12 protein-coding genes are annotated in these 17008 nt (G+C 67.2%); 5 read left to right on the top strand and 7 right to left on the bottom strand.

All coding sequences use genetic code 11. The annotated features are described in order from the left end of the window. Positions 1-3 precede the first annotated feature (3 nt). A complete protein-coding gene (locus MF609_RS16760) occupies positions 4-1188 on the bottom strand; it encodes an acetyl-CoA C-acyltransferase (RefSeq protein WP_242417293.1) in 1185 nt (394 codons plus the stop codon). A gap of 86 nt (positions 1189-1274) precedes the next feature. Between MF609_RS16760 and MF609_RS16765 the strand changes: the two genes are divergently transcribed. Continuing rightward, positions 1275-2021 (top strand): prepilin peptidase, encoded by a 747-nt coding sequence (locus tag MF609_RS16765; RefSeq protein ID WP_242417294.1) that lies wholly within the window; start codon positions 1275-1277, stop codon positions 2019-2021. Here MF609_RS16765 and MF609_RS16770 read toward each other — a convergent pair. Both MF609_RS16770 and gntA read right to left on the bottom strand, forming a co-directional pair. Next, positions 2004-2606 carry a DUF1989 domain-containing protein gene (locus MF609_RS16770; protein WP_242417295.1) on the bottom strand — a complete coding sequence of 201 codons (603 nt, stop codon included), beginning with the start codon at positions 2604-2606 and terminating at the stop codon, positions 2004-2006. The two genes, MF609_RS16765 and MF609_RS16770, sit on opposite strands and share 18 nt — an antisense overlap. Continuing rightward, on the bottom strand, positions 2603-3289 hold the full coding sequence (gene gntA / locus MF609_RS16775) for a guanitoxin biosynthesis heme-dependent pre-guanitoxin N-hydroxylase GntA (RefSeq protein ID WP_242417296.1): 687 nt from the start codon (positions 3287-3289) through the stop codon (positions 2603-2605). Before gntA ends, MF609_RS16770 begins: the two co-directional genes overlap by 4 nt. A 106-nt stretch (positions 3290-3395) precedes the next feature. On the opposite strand from gntA, the gene MF609_RS16780 reads away from it, so the two are divergent. Next, positions 3396-3857, top strand: a complete 462-nt coding sequence (locus MF609_RS16780; RefSeq protein ID WP_242417297.1) for a MarR family winged helix-turn-helix transcriptional regulator — start codon at positions 3396-3398, stop codon at positions 3855-3857. Here the strand turns inward: MF609_RS16780 and MF609_RS16785 are convergent. Continuing rightward, the gene (locus tag MF609_RS16785) at positions 3851-4855 is read right to left on the bottom strand and encodes a YihY/virulence factor BrkB family protein (RefSeq protein WP_242417298.1); all 1005 of its coding nucleotides are present in this window, start codon (positions 4853-4855) and stop codon (positions 3851-3853) included. The two genes, MF609_RS16780 and MF609_RS16785, sit on opposite strands and share 7 nt — an antisense overlap. Before the next feature lie 199 nt (positions 4856-5054). Between MF609_RS16785 and MF609_RS16790 the strand changes: the two genes are divergently transcribed. After that, positions 5055-7166 carry an autotransporter assembly complex protein TamA gene (locus MF609_RS16790; RefSeq protein ID WP_242417299.1) on the top strand — a complete coding sequence of 704 codons (2112 nt, stop codon included), beginning with the start codon at positions 5055-5057 and terminating at the stop codon, positions 7164-7166. Next, positions 7166-11392 carry a translocation/assembly module TamB domain-containing protein gene (locus MF609_RS16795; protein ID WP_242417300.1) on the top strand — a complete coding sequence of 1409 codons (4227 nt, stop codon included), beginning with the start codon at positions 7166-7168 and terminating at the stop codon, positions 11390-11392. The genes MF609_RS16790 and MF609_RS16795 overlap by 1 nt, the downstream gene beginning before the upstream one ends. A gap of 33 nt (positions 11393-11425) precedes the next feature. Here MF609_RS16795 and MF609_RS16800 read toward each other — a convergent pair whose 3' ends face one another. Next, positions 11426-12574 (bottom strand): endo-1,4-beta-xylanase, encoded by a 1149-nt coding sequence (locus MF609_RS16800; protein ID WP_242417301.1) that lies wholly within the window; start codon positions 12572-12574, stop codon positions 11426-11428. Positions 12575-12676: 102 nt separating this feature from the next. On the opposite strand from MF609_RS16800, the gene MF609_RS16805 reads away from it, so the two are divergent. Continuing rightward, positions 12677-14806 carry an alpha-glucuronidase family glycosyl hydrolase gene (locus tag MF609_RS16805; RefSeq protein WP_242417302.1) on the top strand — a complete coding sequence of 710 codons (2130 nt, stop codon included), beginning with the start codon at positions 12677-12679 and terminating at the stop codon, positions 14804-14806. A 202-nt stretch (positions 14807-15008) separates the two neighbouring features. On the opposite strand, the gene lexA is transcribed toward MF609_RS16805, so the two are convergent. Together lexA and MF609_RS16815 are read right to left on the bottom strand one after the other, a co-directional pair. After that, positions 15009-15671, bottom strand: coding sequence for a transcriptional repressor LexA (gene lexA, locus MF609_RS16810; protein ID WP_242417303.1), 663 nt, complete (start codon positions 15669-15671; stop codon positions 15009-15011). 53 nt (positions 15672-15724) lie between these two features. Then, positions 15725-16903, bottom strand: a complete 1179-nt coding sequence (locus MF609_RS16815) for a molybdopterin molybdotransferase MoeA (protein WP_242417304.1) — start codon at positions 16901-16903, stop codon at positions 15725-15727. Between the last annotated feature and the right edge of the window lie 105 nt (positions 16904-17008).

Genomic DNA, 17008 nt, shown 5'->3' on the forward strand with positions numbered 1-17008 from the left:
TGGTCAGTCGATTAATTCGAGCGCCAGCGCCGTCGCTTCGCCGCCGCCGATGCATAGCGAGGCAAGGCCGCGCTTCTGCCCGCGCGTTTCCAGCGCCGACAACAGGGTCGCCAGCACGCGCGCGCCGCTGGCGCCGATCGGATGGCCGAGTGCGCAGGCACCGCCATGGACGTTCACGCGGTCGTGCGGCAGGCTCAGGTCGTGCATCGCCGCCATGGTGACGCAGGCAAAGGCCTCGTTCACCTCGAACAGGTCGATCTGATCGGCGGTCCACCCGGCGCGCTCCATCGCGCGGCGCATCGCGAAGACCGGGGCGGTGGCGAAGCGGGCGGGGGCGTGGGCGAAGCCGGCATGGGCGACGATCCGCGCGATCGGCGTCAGTCCCAGCCGGTCGGCGACCGACGCCCGCGCCAGCACCAGCGCGGCCGCGCCGTCGGAGATCGACGAGGCGTTGGCGGCGGTGATCGTGCCGTCCTTCGCAAAGGCGGGCTTCAGCGTCGGAATCTTCGCGACATCGCCGCGCGCGGGCTGTTCGTCGAGGCGGATGGTGGTCGTGCCCTTGCGCGCCGCAATCTCGACCGGGACGATTTCGCGGTCGAACGCGCCCGAGCTCTGCGCCGCCTGCGCCCGCCGCAGCGATTCGATGGCGAAGGCGTCCTGCGCCTCGCGGGTGAAGCCATAGGAAGCGGCGGTTTCCTCGGCGAAGCTGCCCATCAGCCGGCCGGGTTCATAGGCGTCCTCCAGCCCGTCGAGATACATGTGATCGATCAGGCGATCATGCCCGATCCGTGCGCCGCTGCGATGGCGTTGCGACAGATAGGGGGCGTTGGTCATGCTCTCCATGCCACCTGCGACGATGATGTCGGCAGAGCCCGCCGCGATGCTGTCGGCGGCCATCATCACCGCCTGCATCCCCGATCCGCACATCTTGTTGACCGTCGTCGCCTCGACATGCTGCGGCAGGCCCGCGCCCAGCGCCGCCTGTCGCGCCGGAGCCTGGCCAAGGCCGGCGGGCAGGACGCAGCCCATGTAGATGCGCTCGACCGCCTCACCCGACAGGCCGGCACGTGCGACCGCTGCCCCTACCGCTGTCGCGCCCAGCTGCGTTGCGGTGGCCCCGGACAGCGACCCCTGAAAGCTGCCCATCGGCGTGCGGGCATAGGACAGGATGACGACGGGATCGGACATGGGCACTCTCCGGGACATATTCTGGTTTCGTTTGTTATCATCTAGGGCGATGGTCGCGCCGCCGCAATCGCGCTAGGCGCTGGGCCATGTCCGCTGCGCTGCCTTCCGCCTTCTGGTCGATCCTGCTGGGAATGCTGGGCGTGGTGTTCGGCAGCTTCATTGCGACGGTCGCGATCCGCTGGCCCGCCGGGCGGTCGGCATTGGCCGGGCGGTCGACCTGCGACGGGTGCGGACGGACGCTTACGGCATCGGAACTGGTGCCGCTCGTCAGCTTCGCCATGCTGCGCGGAAGGTGCCGGACCTGCGCGGCGCCGATCGCGGCGGGGCATGTCGTCACCGAATTGCTGGGCGGCGCGATCGGCGTGGTCGCGGGACTGGTCGCGCCGGGTTGGGAAGGGCTGGCGGCTGCGGCGTGCGGCTGGGTGTTGCTGGCACTCGGCGCGATCGATCTGGCCGCTTTCTGGCTGCCCGATGTGCTTACCGGTTCGTTGGCGGTCGTGGCACTGGCCGGCGGTCTGGCCGGGCTGGGCGTCGATATCGAGGCCCGGCTGATCGGGGGAGCGGCGGGTTTTGGCGTGCTGTGGCTTGTCGCCCGCGCCTATCGGATCATGCGCGGGCGGGTCGGGCTGGGCGGCGGCGATCCGAAGCTGTTCGGTGCGATCGGACTGTGGCTCGGTTGGCGCGCGCTGCCGCAGGTGTTGCTGATCGCGGCGCTGACCGGGCTGGCCACCGTGCTGGTTCTGCGGTTGGCGGGGCGCCGGATTGCCGCGACCGACCGGATACCCCTCGGCACCCTGCTGGCCGGCGCAGCGTTCCTAAGCTGGGCGATCTGACGCCGGTTCGATCCGATATTCGATCGGTTTGAAGCTGCCCCCGTTCGATGCCGGTGCGGAACATGCGGTGAGGCCGATCACGAGGTCCATCGCCGCACGGAAGGTGATCGTATCGCCCGCCTTGCTAATCGGCGGCAGGACGCTGAGCTTGCCCGTGGTCCCGTCGACCGGCACGTTCATGAAACAGTTGAACGCCACCGGAATGCGGTCCGGCGCGATGCCGTACGGCTCCAACGCGGCGGCGAGATTGCCGAAGCAGCCGCGATGCCTGGGCAGGTCGGGATAGAAATGATCGAACGTGTCGTAGGAGCAGGGCGTCAGCAGGAAATCATGCATGCCGACCATGTCGTCGACGATGTCCAGCATCACCCGGCTGCGGTTCGAATACAGCTTATGGCCGGTCGTCAGCCGGATCGTCTCGGCATAGTCCAGCGTACGGCCCGAAGAGATCACCTCGTCCAGATCATCGGCATTGAACGCCAACAGGTCGGCGACCTGGCATCCGCGCGGATCGACAACCGTCAGCGTGTCGCCCTTGGACAGCCGGAAGGCGGTGCCCGACCGTTCGGGGATGGTGACGTTCACTTCTGTTCCCCCGAATAATGAAAGGGGCAGGCCCAGCGGTCGTCGACCACGCGGCCGCTATACTGCCGGGCCTCGCTCGCAGCGCCATGGCGAGCCAGCATCGGGTTGCGACTGCCGGCAAGGGCTTCGTCGCGGACGAGGATTTTCTCGCGCATCGTCTCGTACTTCCCTTCCGCGCGTAGCCGTTCGAACTGATCGTGCAGGTTAAAGACGAGCGTGGGGCGTTCGAATCGCCGGGCAGGGCGGCTGGCACGCGGATGCAGGCCGACGATGAAGAACGCCTCGCCGCCGAAGCTGAGCGAGAAATGCGGATTGTCGGGATCGGCGCTGACCCGCGCATCGTAATCCTGACCACGCCACACATCCTTGTCGGACAGCGACTGTACGCGCTGCCACAGCGCGCGTTCGAATTCGGATTCGCTGAGATCGTCCGGTCCATCGAACACGACCGCGAAACTGCGATACATTGCCCGGTCGCGACGATAATTTTCGGCCAGTCGCATCAGTGCGTCATGGATGCGCACATCATCCCATGCACTGTCGATCCGCGAGCAGGCCAGCACGTCCAGCGTGCCGCGCGCCATGGCCGACTTCGCCCCGACACAGGGAAAGGCGCGGTCGTCGACATGGTCGAACAGCAGGGTTTCGAGGCGTTCCTGTGCCTCATGCTTCCAGTTGAACATTTGCGGAGATTCCCGGCCCGGTGATTGGAACCACAGTACGTTTCGCGCATGATACCGGTTCCCCGCCGGTTGACGGGGCGCGGGGACGGCGGCAACAATCCATGTCGTGAACAAACGCCTGCTCCTCGACGATTTTCTTCCGTACCGCCTGTCGATCGCATCGAACCGGGTGTCGGACGCCATCGCCTCCACCTATCGATCGCTGTTCGGGCTGCGCATTCCCGAATGGCGGCTCGTCACCGTCATCGCCGAGAGCGACGGCATCACGCAGCAGGCGCTGTGCGTCGCCACCCGCATGGACAAGGTGACGGTCAGCCGTGGCGCTATTGCACTGGTCGACCGGGGGCTGGTCGAACGTCGCGCCAATACCGGTGACCAAAGGTCGCACCTGTTGCGGCTCACCGCTTCCGGCCGGGCGCTGTACGACGAAGTCGCGCCCAAGGCACTGCTTATCGAGCAGGAACTGTTCGCCTCATTCAGTACGAAGGAGGTCGAGGTGCTGCGGGACATGCTGGCCCGGGTACAGGCCGCCGCAGATGCGATGGAACAGCGCGGCGACGGTCAGTAACGGTCGCGTCGCGGCTTCATCTGCCGCTTGCTCGGCAGGGTATCGGCGAGGCGCGCACCGCGACGGCCCATGGGCAAGGGGTGACCGACAGTCGAATCGACGGCGGTCTGCCGTTCCGCCTCGGCGTTGATTTCCGCCCCGATCAGAATGGCTAGGCTGGAGACGAACAGCCACATCAGCAGCACGACGACCGCGCCCAACGCGCCATAGGTCGCGTTGTAGTTGGCGAAGTTGGCCGCATAGATGCCGAACAATACCGTCGCCAGCAGCCATAACAGCGTCGCGGCGACCGAGCCGACCGACAGCCAGCGCCATTTGGCGCGCGCCCGGTCCGGGCCGTAGCGATAGGCGAACGCGATCGCTGCGCTGGCGATGCTCGCCGCGACCAGCCAGGTCGCACCCTGGATCAGGATCGCACCGGCCGTGCCGAGAAATTCGGTCTGGCTGCGAATCCAGGTCAGCACGCCCGCCGACAGGATGCCGACGATCGCCGCAAAGATCGCCGCAATGGTCAGCATCGCGGACAACAGGGTGGTGGTGACGATGCTGCGTTCGTCCTCCTCCTCGTAGATCACGTTCAGCGCCTGAATGATCGCGCTCGCCGCGCGCATCGCGCCATAGATCGACAGCAGCAGGGCGACGAACAGGCCTAGGCCCGCCTGGGTGGAGGCCGTGGTCACGACCGCGATCAGCTGGTCGGAGATCAGCCGCGCGGCGTCGGCGGGCACCAGTTCGAAGATCGTCTGCATATGCCGCGCCACGGTCGAGGGGTCGGCGATCAGGCCATAGGTCATGACGATCGCGCCCAGCAGCGGCACGAACGACAGAAAGGCGTAGAAGGCGACACCCGCCGCCATGAGCGTCAGGTTGTGATAGCCGACCATGGTGTAGACCCGCAGGAAGATCGCGCGCCATGCCGGCCATGGATGCTGCCACGGATGTTCGGATGCGCTGCCCGGGACGCGGGCAGGGTCGATCGGCGGCATGGTATCGGTCAAAGCGGCTCCCCTTCGCGGCGATTACCTAACGCAGCGGCACGGGAATCGGATGCAGCGTAACGTACAAATTGAACCAATTCCGTCTGTTGGCGTTTTTCGGTTTACGGGGGTTGTGTGTCGCACCCCGCACCAAGGGGATGGGGACAGGGTTTTGGGGGACTTTCGCGCACGGACCGGTTTTGCGCTGCTCGCAACGACGATGTTGATCCCGGTGGCCCATGGACAGGGGACTACGTCGCGCCCGGCAAACGTGACGGGGCAGCAATCGCCCGTCGAGCCGATCGTTCCCGATCCTGAGTTCAATTCGGCACTGCCTTCCCTTTCGGGCGATATCAACGCGCCGCTGGAACCGATGTCGGCATTCGACAAAAGCCCGGCACCGCTGCCGCAGGTCCAGCCGCTTCCGGCGCCGACTGCGCCCGCCACCGAAGCGCAACTTCCCGCCGAAACGCTGCCGGACGCCGTCCTTCCCGAAGCGCCCGAGCTGGCCCAGCCGCTGACGCCGCTATCGTCGTTCGACGTCACTCCGGTCGAGGTCGCCGGCGTCGACGACCAGAAGGCCGTCGAAATCCGCTATGACACGGTCGTCAACGGCCTCGACGCGATCGACGGCGAAACGCAGTTCCGCGCGCTGTCGGCGCTGCGCGAGGGCGATGGCAAGGCAGCGAATGCCGCGATGATACAGGCCCGCGCCAAGGAAGACGAGCAACTCGCCATCCGCATCATGCGGGCCAAGGGTTATTATGACGGCACCGCGACCTCCGCGATCGAAACGCCGCCGGGTGCGCGCGTGCGGGCGGTGGTGACGGCGGTGCCGGGCAAGCAGTTCACGCTGGGATCGATCCGCATCGATACCCAGCCGACGGTGCCGCCGAACCTGGTCGATCGCGAATTGCCGCTGAAGGTCGGCGATCCGATCGACGCCGAACGGATCCAGGCGGCCGAGGCCAATGTCAGCCTGAAGCTACCGCAGCAAGGCTATCCGTTCGTCGAGGTCGGACAGCGCGACATCCTGCTCGACGATACGACGGTCACCGGCGCCTATACCCTGCCGGTCACGACCGGGCCGCGATCGTCGTTTGGCACCTATTCGACCACCGGCAAGCTGGCCTTCGATGCCGAGCATGTCGGTATCCTTGCCCGGTTCAAGCAGGGCGAACTGTACGACAATCGCAAGGTCGATGACCTGCGCGCGGCGCTGGTATCGACCGGGTTGTTCTCGGGCGTGTCGGTCGAGCCGCAGCGTACCGGCCAGATCGCACCGGACGGCACCGAATATGTTAACCTCTTGGTGAAGCAGGACGCCGGCCCGCCCCGTACCCTGGCCGGTGAAGCGGGCTATGGCACGGGGCAGGGCGTCCGTCTCGAGGGATCATGGACCCACCGCAACCTGTTCCCCGCCGAAGGGGCGCTGATCGTGCGCGGCGTCGCGGGTACGCAGGAACAGGGGGCGGGCGTCACCTTCCGCCGCTCCAACGCCGGGCGGCGCGACCGGACCTTCCAGATCCTCGCCAACGCCAGCCGCACCAATTACGATGCGTTCGAGGCGTTTACCGGTACGCTCGGCATTCGCTGGTCGTACGACTCTACGCCGATCTGGCAGAAGCGTTTCACCTATGCCTATGGCGCGGAACTGATCGGCACCAACGAAGACACCTATGACTTCGACGTGATGGCGCGCCGTCGCAAGACTTACGGCATCGCCGCGCTGCCGCTGTTCGCCGGGTTCGATACGTCGGACAATCTGTTGAACCCGACCAAGGGCTTCCGCCTGAAGCTGAATGTCAGTCCCGAGGCGGCGGTGCAGGGGGCGGTGCGCCCCTATGGCCGTTTCATGGTCGAGGGCACCGCCTATTATCCGATCGGCGAGAGCATCGTCATTGCCGGCCGCGCGCGCGCCGGGTCGATTCAGGGGATTGCCCGCGACGATCTGGCACCGTCGCGACGCTATTATGCCGGCGGGGGCGGGTCGGTACGCGGCTTTGGGTTCCAGGAACTCGGCCCCCGCACGCCGGAGGTTGACGAGGATGGCAACAGCCTGAACCGGCCGATCGGCGGGCGCAGCCTGAACGAATTCGCGCTGGAGGCGCGCTATCGTTTCGGCAATTTCGGGATCGTGCCGTTCATCGACGCCGGTCAGGTCTATGAATCGAGCCTGCCCAAGGGGTCCGACCTGCGCTTCGGCGCGGGTATCGGCGGTCGCTTCTATACCAATTTCGGCCCGATGCGGGTCGATGTCGCCACGCCGCTCGCCCGGCGTCCGGGAGAATCCAAGATCGCGCTCTATATTTCGATCGGGCAGGCCTTCTGATGACCGACATCGACACGCCCGCCACCGAAACCGTGATCGTGCGCGATCGGCCCCTCTGGGTGAAGATCCTGAAGTGGATCGGCATCGCCATCGTCGCGCTGCTCCTGCTGCTGGTGGCATTGGTATTTGCACTGAATACCGGGCCCGGCCGCGGGTTCATCGTCGGCAAGCTCGATGGTTACACCACCGCGTCGGGGCTTAAGGTCAATATCGGCCGGATCGACGGGTCGCTTTATGGCGCGATGACGGTGCGTGAACTGCGGCTGAGCGATACCCAGGGCGTCTTTGCCTATTCGCCGGAGATCGCGGTCGACTGGCGGCCGTTCGCCTTTGCCAATGGCCATGTCGATATCCGCAGCCTGACCAGCCCGCTGATCCGCTATGCGCGCAATCCGGTGCTGAAGGATACGCCGCCGGGCGACCCCAATGCACCGCTGCTGCCCGATTACGATATCGACGTGAACCGCCTGAAGGTCGACCGGATCGAGGTTGGCCAGGCCGTCACCGGGCAGCGCCATATCGCCAGGCTTGATGGCGAAGTGCATATCGCCGACCGCCGTGCGCAGGTCACCGCGAACGCCGCGACGATCGCCGCGCCGGGTATCGCCGGCGGCGATCGCGTGGCGCTGAAGCTCGATGCCGTGCCCGACGACAATCGCTTCGATATCGACGCGCGGATTACCGGGCCGGCCAACGGCATGATCGCCGGCATGGCGGGGCTGAAGGCGCCGGTCGTCGCGACGGTCGACGGACAGGGTGACTGGAACAACTGGCGCGGGCGGCTGGCCGGCACGCTGGGCGGACAGCCGCTGGCCGATCTGGCGCTGACCGGTCGCGATGGCCGTTTCACCGTGCGCGGATCGACCCGGCCGGACTTGATCCTGCAAGGTCCGGTCGAGCGCCTGACCGCGCCGCGGATGGATGTCGCGATTGATGCCGCGCTGGCCGATCGGAAAGCGGATACCCGCATCCAGCTTCGCTCCAGCGCGCTGGCGGTCAATGCCGCCGGGCTACTCGATCTGGGCAACAGCCGCTTCGGCAATTTCCGTACGGAAGCGATGCTGCTGACGCCGGGTGCGATCGCGCCGAACCTGAACGGGCGCTCGGTCCGCGCGGCGGTCGTGCTGGACGGCGGGTTCGGGACGCCGACGGTTGATTACAAGGTGCAGGCGGCGGCGCTCGGTTTCGGCGAAACCGTCGTCGAGCAGCTCTATGCCGAAGGGCGGGCGACGGTCGATGCCGACCGTATCCTGATCCCGATCGCTGCCAAGGCGCGCCGCATCTCCGGCCTGAACGCGGCCGTCGGTGGGCTGGTCACCAACGTCTCGATCAACGGCGACCTAGCGATCGCTGGCGATCAGGTGCTGTCCGACAATCTGCGCATCCGGTCCGACCGGATCGACGCGACCGCCATCGTCGCCGCGAACCTGACCACCGGGCGCTATACCGGTGCGATCAAGGGGCGGATCAACGATTATGAGGTCGCCAGCATCGGCATCCTGAACCTGACGACCGACGCCAGCCTCTATGCCGCGCCGCAGGGTGGCTTCGGGATCAAGGGCCGGGTCGTCGCGCAGACCACCCGCCTGTTCAACGAAGGCATTCGCAATTTCCTGGGCGGAAATGTTACCACCACCCGCGCCGATGTCGGCGTCGGGCCGGACGGGATTGTCAGCTTTTCCAACGTCCGCATGAATGCGCCGCAGTTCCGCATCACCGACGGGTCCGGGCGCTATGATCCTGCGGGTCCGCTGCTGGTCAATGCCAATGCCTATTCGACGCAATATGGTCCGCTGACCGCGCGGGTGACCGGCACGGTCGCCGCACCGCAGGTGTTGCTGCGCGCCGCGCGGCCGGGTGTCGGCGTCGGCCTGACAGGCCTTGAGGCACGGGTGCGTGGGCAGGGGGATCGCTATGCGATCCAGGCGACGGGCAACACCGATTACGGCCCGTTCCGTGCCGATGTGCTGCTGTCGACCGCGCCGCGTCTGGTCGCCGATATCCGTTCCGCGACCTTTGCCGGGATGAATATCGACAGCCGGGTCGAAGCGACCGATGCCGGTCCGTTCGCCGGACGCGTGAACTTCGCCGGATCGGGCGTCGCCGGCATCGCGCGCCTGTCGGCGCAGGGCAAATATCAGCGGGCCGACGTCAATGCCCAGGCATCGAACGCGGTCATTCCGGGCAATATGGGCCTGCGCATCGGCCGCGCGATCGTGACCGGCAGCGCGGTGCTGTACGACCAGCCGGAGATCGTCGCCGACGCGCAGGTCGCGAACCTGTCGATGGGCGAATTCGTCCTCCAGCGCAGCCGCGCCAAGATCAATTATCGCGGCGGCAACGGCACGGCGCAGCTGTTCGCCGAAGGATCGTCGGGTGTCCCGTTCCGCGTGGCGGCCAATGCCCGGCTGCGGCCGAACGACTATCTGGTCGCATTGCAGGGTGTCGCCAATTCGATTCCGTTCAAGACGGTCAATCCGGCGCGGATCGTGTCGGCGCCGGGCGGCTATCGCCTGTACCCGACGCGCATCGATTTCGATCAGGGATCGATCCGTGCGGCGGGTGTCTATGGTAACGGCATGTCGATCCAGACCCGGCTCGACCGGCTCGACCTGAGCATCGTCAACGCCTTCGTTCCGGGCACCGGGATCGGCGGGACCGCGACCGGCAGCCTCGATTTCGCGCAGGCCGCGGACCAGAGCTTCCCGCGCGCCGATGCCCGGCTGACCATCCGCAATTTCCAGCGGACCAGCCTCGCGTCCGTCTCCGAACCGGTCGATATCGTCTTTGCCGGCGACCTTCGACCCGAAGGTGGCAGCGGCCGCGCGCTGATCCGGCGCGGTACGACGACGGTTGGGCGGATGGTCGCCAATCTGCGGCCCCTGCCGCCGGGCAGCGGGTCGTGGGTGACGCGGATGCTTGCCGCACCTCTATCGGGCGGGATCCGCTATAATGGACCGTCGGGCGTGCTGTTCTCCTTTGCGGGACTGGCCGACCAGCAATTGTCCGGCCCCATCGGCCTCGCCGCCGACTTCGGCGGGCGGGTACAGTCGCCCCAGCTGACCGGCGTCGTCCGCGCGAACAACCTGACCTATGAGAATGAGGCGCTGGGCACGCGGCTCACCAATCTCGGCATCGACGGGCGGTTCACCAACGATCGGTTTGACCTGACCCAGTTGCGTGCCCGTGCCGGCGAAGGCACGGTTGCCGCACAGGGCAGCATCGGGCTGGCGTCCGACAGTGGCTTCCCGATCGACATCCGCGCGCAATTGCGTGACGCCCAGCTTGCGCGCAGCGATGCGCTGGGGGCCTCGGCGACCGGCGACATCCGCATCCAGAACGGGCGAGACGGCGGGCTGATCTCCGGCGATATCATCATTCCCGAGGCGCGGTATCAGATCATCCGTCAGGGTGCGGCCGAGGTACCGGAACTGACCGGCGTCCGGCGCAAGAGCGATGCGAACCGGCCCAATGCCACGCAGCAGCGGCAGGCAGCGGCATCGGCTGGCCTGTTCCGCCTGGCGCTCCGCGTGCGGGCAAATAATCGGCTGTTCGTGTCGGGCATGGGGCTGGAGTCGGAATGGCAGGCGAACCTGCGCATCGCCGGCACGTCCGCCGCGCCGACGATCAACGGGCAGCTGCAGCTGGTGCGCGGGACCTATTCCTTTGCCGGCAAGCGGTTCGAGGTCGAACGCGGGATGATCCGGTTCGAGGGCAGTGATTACACCAACCCGGTCATCGATATCGTCGCATCGACCACGGCCGAGGGGATCACCGCGACGATCAACGTGTCCGGTACCGCGCAGGCACCGCAAATCGCGTTCAACTCCACCCCGTCGCTGGCCCAGGACGAGGTGCTGTCGCGGCTGTTGTTCGGCAGTTCGGTGACCAACCTGTCGGCGACCGAGGCGATCCAGCTGGCCGCCGCGCTCAATTCGCTGCGCGGTTCGGGCGGCGGCGGGCTGAACCCGCTGGGCAAGCTGCGCTCGGCGACCGGGTTCGACCGGCTGCGCGTGCTGGGCGGCGATGAGGCGAGCGGGCGCGGCACGTCGCTGGCCGCGGGCAAGTATCTGACCGATGATATCTATATCGAGATCATTACCGATGCGCGGGGCTTTACCGCTACGCAGATCCAGATCGCGCTGTCGCGGACGCTCAGCCTGTTGTCGCAGACCGGATCGTTCGGCGGGTCGAACGCCTCGCTGCGCTACAGCCGGGACTATTGACGGGTGGCGGCGGTAATACCGCCGCCCCCTCTCTTACCGCTTGGTGGGTACCCCTACCGCCAGCGCGGCGATCATCGCATCGCGCAGAGGCTTGGGCCGGAGGTCCATGTCATAGGGACAGCCCCGCGCGATAGCACCATCGGGCCGCGGTTCGAAGCCGCGCAGCCAGCTGTAGCGATCGCTCAGCCCCCAGGCGAGGACGTCGCCGAGCTCAGGGTAGGACAGCATGATGTCGAGATAGGCGCGCGCGAAGTCGGCGACGCCCCGGTCGCGTGGCCCGATGGCAGCGGGCAGGCCGCGGTCGCGCACATCGAATTCGGTGATGACCAGGCGATATCCCATCGCCACGACCCGGTCGAGGAACCGCCGCCATTCTGGCTCCAGTCGGTGGGCGACCGCCGCCGCATTCGTGGTCGGCTGGAACAGGCCGATATGCGACTGCACCCCCAAAGCGTCGACCGGCGTGCCCCTTCGATGGAATTCCTCCAGGAGTTTCAGAACGCCCGCGCGATGCTTCTCGTTGCCGTCCTCCCAGCTCATATAGTCGTTATAGACCAGTTCGGCATGGGGCGCGGCGGCACGGGCGGTGCGGAAGGCGTGGTCGAGGACGTTGGCCGTCCCGCCCATTGCGCGCGACAGCGACGTCTCGCGCAAGCCTCCGGTGTCGGGATCGACCGCTTCGTTGACCACGTCATAGCTGTGGATCTTGCCGCCATAGCGTTTGGCGACGGTATCGATATGCCGGTCGAGGATCGCCGCCGCTGCCGTGGCGGGGCGCTGGCCGAAGTCCTGGTTGTTCAGCCACGCCGGAAACCATTTGGAATATGCCCATAGAAGCGTGTGCCCGCGCATCGCGAAGCCGTGCCGCATCGCCCAGTCGACCATCGCGTCGAATTGCGCGAAGTCGAAGCGGTCGGGACTGGGGCGGAGTGCCTGCCACTTCATCTGGTTCTCGGCGACCAGCACCGCACAGTCACGTTGCAGCAGGGCGGCATAGGCCAGGTTGTCGAACGAGGCGGCATCGCGTCCCGGCGGCGCCCACGCGAAGGCGGAGCCGAACCGCCGACCGCGCTGCGCTGCTGCGGCCTTCAGCGTCGCGGGTGCGGTGGCAGCCGGGGTGGCCTGTGCGGCGAGTAACGCTGCGCCGCCTGCCAGCAGGCTGCGGCGATCGATCATGGTCATACACTCTCCCTTGTCCGCGTTCTGCGACGTGGTAGCGTTACCATGATCGGGATGATATGCCGGTGTCAACGCCGTTGCGAAGACGGGAAGAGGGGATGTCGGATGTTGAGATCGCTCGGGTGGATCGCGCTGCTGTGTCTCGCCTGGGCGGCTCCGGCGCGGGCAGAGGACGGCTATGATCTGTGGCTGCGCTATCGTCCCCTTGACGCCGCGCAGGCCGCGGCGGTTTCGGCACGGGCGACGGCGATCGTCCGGGACGAGCCGGATGCTACGACGGCGCTTGCTGCGAGCGAACTGGAGCGGGGGCTGTCGGGTCTGATCGGTCGACCGGTTGCGACGGGAGCGACGGTGGACGGGGCAATCGTGATCGGCACCGCCCGGTCGCCACGGATCGCCGCGCTCGGCCTCCCGCTGTCCGACCTGGGACCGGAAGGCTATCTGCTGCGGTCGATGACGGTCGAGGGGCGGCGGGTGACGGTCATCGCCGCGAACCGGCCGGTGGGCGTGCTGTACGGTGCGCTCCGCCTGCTGAGGCTGGTGCAGACCGGGCAGCCGCTCGACCGGATTATGATCGTCGAGCGGCCGCGACTGGCGCTGCGGGTGCTGAACCATTGGGACAATCCCGACCGCTATGTCGAACGCGGTTATGCCGGACAGTCGTTGTGGGACTGGCAGAAGCTGCCGGGGTTCGGCGATCCGCGCTATACCGATTATGCCCGGGCCAATGCGTCGGTCGGGATCAACGGTGCGGTGCTGAACAACGTGAATGCCAACCCGGACATGCTGACTTCGGCGTTCCTAACGAAGGTCGAGCGGCTGGCGGCCATTTTCCGACCCTGGGGTATCCGCGTCTATCTGTCGGCCAAATTCTCGGCACCGATCGAGGTCGGCGGGTTGAAGACGGCCGACCCGCTCGACCCGCAGGTGGCGGCATGGTGGCGGGCGAAGGCCGACGAAATCTATGCCCGCATCCCCGATTTCGGCGGCTTTCTGGTTAAGGCCAACTCGGAGGGGCAGCCGGGGCCGGGCGACTATGGGCGCAGCCATGCCGAGGGGGCGAACATGCTCGCCGCCGCACTGAAGCCACATGGCGGGGTCGTAATGTGGCGGGCGTTCGTCTATGCCCATGACAAGCCGGCGGACCGCGCGAAGCAGGCCTATAGCGAGTTCCAGCCGCTCGACGGAACGTTCGCGGACAATGTGATCGTGCAGGTGAAGAACGGGCCGATCGATTTTCAGCCGCGTGAGCCGTTCCATCCGCTGTTCGGGGCGATGCCGCGCACGCCGCTGATGATGGAAGTGCAGATTACCAAGGAATATCTGGGGTTCGCTACCCACCTCGCCTACCTCGGCCCGATGTGGGAGGAGGTGCTGCGCAGCGATACCTGGCGTCCGCGGAAAGGCACTACCGTCGCCGATGTGCTGGAGCGACCGGGCGGGTTGAGCGGGATGGCGGGGGTCGCCAATGTCGGCACCGACCGGAACTGGTCGGGGTCGCAGTTCGACCAGGCGAACTGGTATGCGTTCGGGCGGCTGGCGTGGAACCCGGACGAGCGGGCGAGCGACATCGCACGCGATTGGGCGGCGATGACATGGGGGCAGGCGGTTGCCGAGCCGGTGGCGGCAATGATGCTGCGATCGCGGCAGGCGGTGGTCGATTACATGATGCCGCTGGGGCTGCATCACCTGTTCGCGACGGGGCACCATTATGGGCCGGGGCCGTGGGTCGACGATCTGGCGCGGCCGGACTGGAACCCGGTCTACTACCACAAGGCCGACCGGGCGGGCATCGGGTTCGACCGGACGCGGAGCGGTAGCGATGCGGTGGGGCAATATGCACCGGCGCTGGCGAAGCGATGGGGCGATCCGGCGACGGTGCCCGAGGATTTGCTGCTGTGGTTCCACCATGTGCCATGGGAGCGACCGATGGCGTCGGGGCGGACGCTGTGGGAGGAACTGGTCGCGCGCTACGACCGGGGGGTGAACGAGGTCGCGGCGATGCAGGTTCAGTGGGCGGCGCTGCAGGGGCAGGTCGATGCCCCGCGCCACGCCGAGGTCAGCCAGTTCCTGACCATCCAGCGGGCCGAGGCGCAGTGGTGGCGCGATGCCTGTATCGCCTATTTCGCCGAGGTTTCGGGACGGGCGTTGCCGGCGGGCGTAGTGCCGCCGGCGCATCCGTTAGCATGGTACAAGGCGGTTCGGACGCCCTATGCGCCGGGGAATGGGCGGTAGGGTTTTTGCTGGGCGAGCGTAGCAGAAGAAGCGGGACCCCGGCTCAAGGCCGGGGTGACGGTTGGTTCACTGATCCGCGCCAAACGGACCGCCAGCCGTGATTTGACGCTTTCCCTAAGTGTCTGTCCAGCAACCAATATTCGGCCAAAGTTCACAAAGTTCACACTTGCCGCGTTTTCGCGTTCGAGTGTGCTGTTGCGAATTAGTAGCGACGCAGCAGTCCGGCCAGCTTGCCCTGTACGCGCACCTGTTCGGGGCGGTAGCGCTGCGGGTCGTAGCTGCGGTTTGCCGGGTCGAGGCGGATCATCGCGCCCTCGCGGCGGAAATATTTGAGCGTCGCCTCGCTATCCTCGATCAACGCGACCACGATTTCGCCGTCGCGCGCGGTTTCGGTGCGGCGGACGAGCGCATAGTCGCCGTCGAGGATGCCGGCCTCGACCATCGAGTCCCCGGCCACTTCCAGCGCATAGTGATCGCCGGCCCCCAGCAAGGCGGCGGGGACGGGCAGGGTGGCCTGCCCCTCGATCGCCTCGATCGGGACACCGGCGGCGATGCGGCCGTGCAGCGGCAGTTCGATGACGTCGTTCGCAGGCTGCGGTGCGGCACGGGGCGCGGGAGCGGGCTTGGCCGCCGGCTTCTTCGCGACGGGACGGTCGGGCATCCGCAGCACCTCCAGCGCGCGGGCGCGGTTGGGCAGGCGGCGGATGAATTCGCGTTCCTCCAGCGCGGAGATCAGGCGGTGGACCCCCGACTTCGACTTGAGGTCGAGCGCCTCCTTCATCTCCTCGAACGAAGGCGAGACCCCGGTCGCCTTCAACCGGTCGTCGATGAAGCAGATCAACTCGTGCTGCTTACGCGTCAGCATAACGTCCTCCGTCGGAACAGACGTGGAACCAATAGGAAACGATTTGATTGCCGTCAAGCGAGTTGCAGGATTTCCGCCGAGTCGCCGGTATCTGCCGCCGGCGCATGGGGTGCGCGGATGATCAGGCAGTCTGAGCGGGCGAGCGTGCGCAGCATCGAGCTGTCCTGGATGGCGGCCGTCGACACCTGTCCGTCGATCAGGACGCCGCGCAGATAGTCCTGCCGTGGGCCGTTGGCAGGCAGCGGATGGGCGAGCCTCGCGCGGATACTGCGTGGCATGGGATCGGCGGCACCGGCGATGCGCGCGGCAAGCGGACGGACGAACAGCAGCGCAGTGATGAACGACGATACCGGGTTGCCGGGGAGGCCGAGGACGGCGGCACCGCGCAACCGGCCGGCCAGCATCGGCTTGCCCGGACGTAGCGCGATCCGCCAGAAGTCGAGTTCGCCGCCGGCTGCCGCCAGCGCGGGGCGCACGAGATCATGGTCGCCGACCGATGCGCCGCCGGTGGTGACGAGCAGGTCGCAATCGACCGCGGCGAAGGCGTCGACCAGCGCTTCCATCCGGTCGGGCAGGATGCCGAGGTCGACGCGGTCGACCGGGAGGTCGGCGAGCAGCCCGGCGAGCATCAGGCCGTTGGATTCGGGGAGCTGGTCTTCGTGAAGGGGCTGTCCGGCGGGCACGAGTTCGTCGCCGGTCGCGGCGATGGCGATGCGGGCGCGGCGGCCGACCGACAGGGTGCCGTGGCCGGCAATGGCGGCCAGCGCGGCGCGGGCGGGGGTGATGCGTTCGCCGGCAGCGATCAGCAGGTCGCCTTCGCGGAAGTCCAAACCGGCGCGGCGGACATTGCCGCCGCGTACCGGCCCTTCGCTGGACAGGTGCAGGCGCGTGCCGTCGCGGGTCGCCTCTTCCTGCACCAGTACGCAGTCGGTGCCGGTCGGCATGGCCGCGCCGGTGAAGATGCGGGTGGCCTGACCGGGCGCGACCGTGCCGGGGAAGGCGGCGCCGGCGGCGCTCTCCCCGATCACGTCCCATGGGCCGGGCAGGTCGTCGAAGCGGATGGCGTAGCCGTCCATGGCGGAGAGCGGGCGGGCGGGCTGCGTGCGGAGCGCGACGACATCGGCGGCGGCGTAGCGGCCGAGGGCTTCGGTCAGGGGAAGGGTTTCGGGGGTGACGGGGCGGGCGAGGGCGAGGACGCGGGCCTGCGCTTCGGTGACGGGAAGGAGGGACATGCGCTTGGCCTTTGTTGTGGGGGTGCTGAAGTCCCGTTTGCCATTGATGAATCCATCTCTCCATCGTCATTCCCGCGGAGGCGGGAATCCATATGCACTGGCGGT

Origin of the sequence: Sphingomonas panni (assembly GCF_022664435.1) — a bacterium.
Classification (GTDB): domain Bacteria; phylum Pseudomonadota; class Alphaproteobacteria; order Sphingomonadales; family Sphingomonadaceae; genus Sphingomonas; species Sphingomonas panni.

Bases quoted from the DNA above. Each gene is read 5' to 3' on its own strand.
- MF609_RS16815 (WP_242417304.1), bottom strand. From the start codon at position 16,903: ATGTCCCTCCTTCCCGTCACCGAAGCGCAGGCCCGCGTCCTCGCCCTC.
- MF609_RS16805 (WP_242417302.1), top strand. From the start codon at position 12,677: ATGTTGAGATCGCTCGGGTGGATCGCGCTGCTGTGTCTCGCCTGGGCG.
- MF609_RS16790 (WP_242417299.1), top strand. From the start codon at position 5,055: ATGTTGATCCCGGTGGCCCATGGACAGGGGACTACGTCGCGCCCGGCA.
- MF609_RS16760 (WP_242417293.1), bottom strand. From the start codon at position 1,188: ATGTCCGATCCCGTCGTCATCCTGTCCTATGCCCGCACGCCGATGGGC.
- MF609_RS16795 (WP_242417300.1), top strand. From the start codon at position 7,166: ATGACCGACATCGACACGCCCGCCACCGAAACCGTGATCGTGCGCGAT.
- MF609_RS16765 (WP_242417294.1), top strand. From the start codon at position 1,275: ATGTCCGCTGCGCTGCCTTCCGCCTTCTGGTCGATCCTGCTGGGAATG.
- MF609_RS16800 (WP_242417301.1), bottom strand. From the start codon at position 12,574: ATGACCATGATCGATCGCCGCAGCCTGCTGGCAGGCGGCGCAGCGTTA.
- gntA (WP_242417296.1), bottom strand. From the start codon at position 3,289: ATGTTCAACTGGAAGCATGAGGCACAGGAACGCCTCGAAACCCTGCTG.
- lexA (WP_242417303.1), bottom strand. From the start codon at position 15,671: ATGCTGACGCGTAAGCAGCACGAGTTGATCTGCTTCATCGACGACCGG.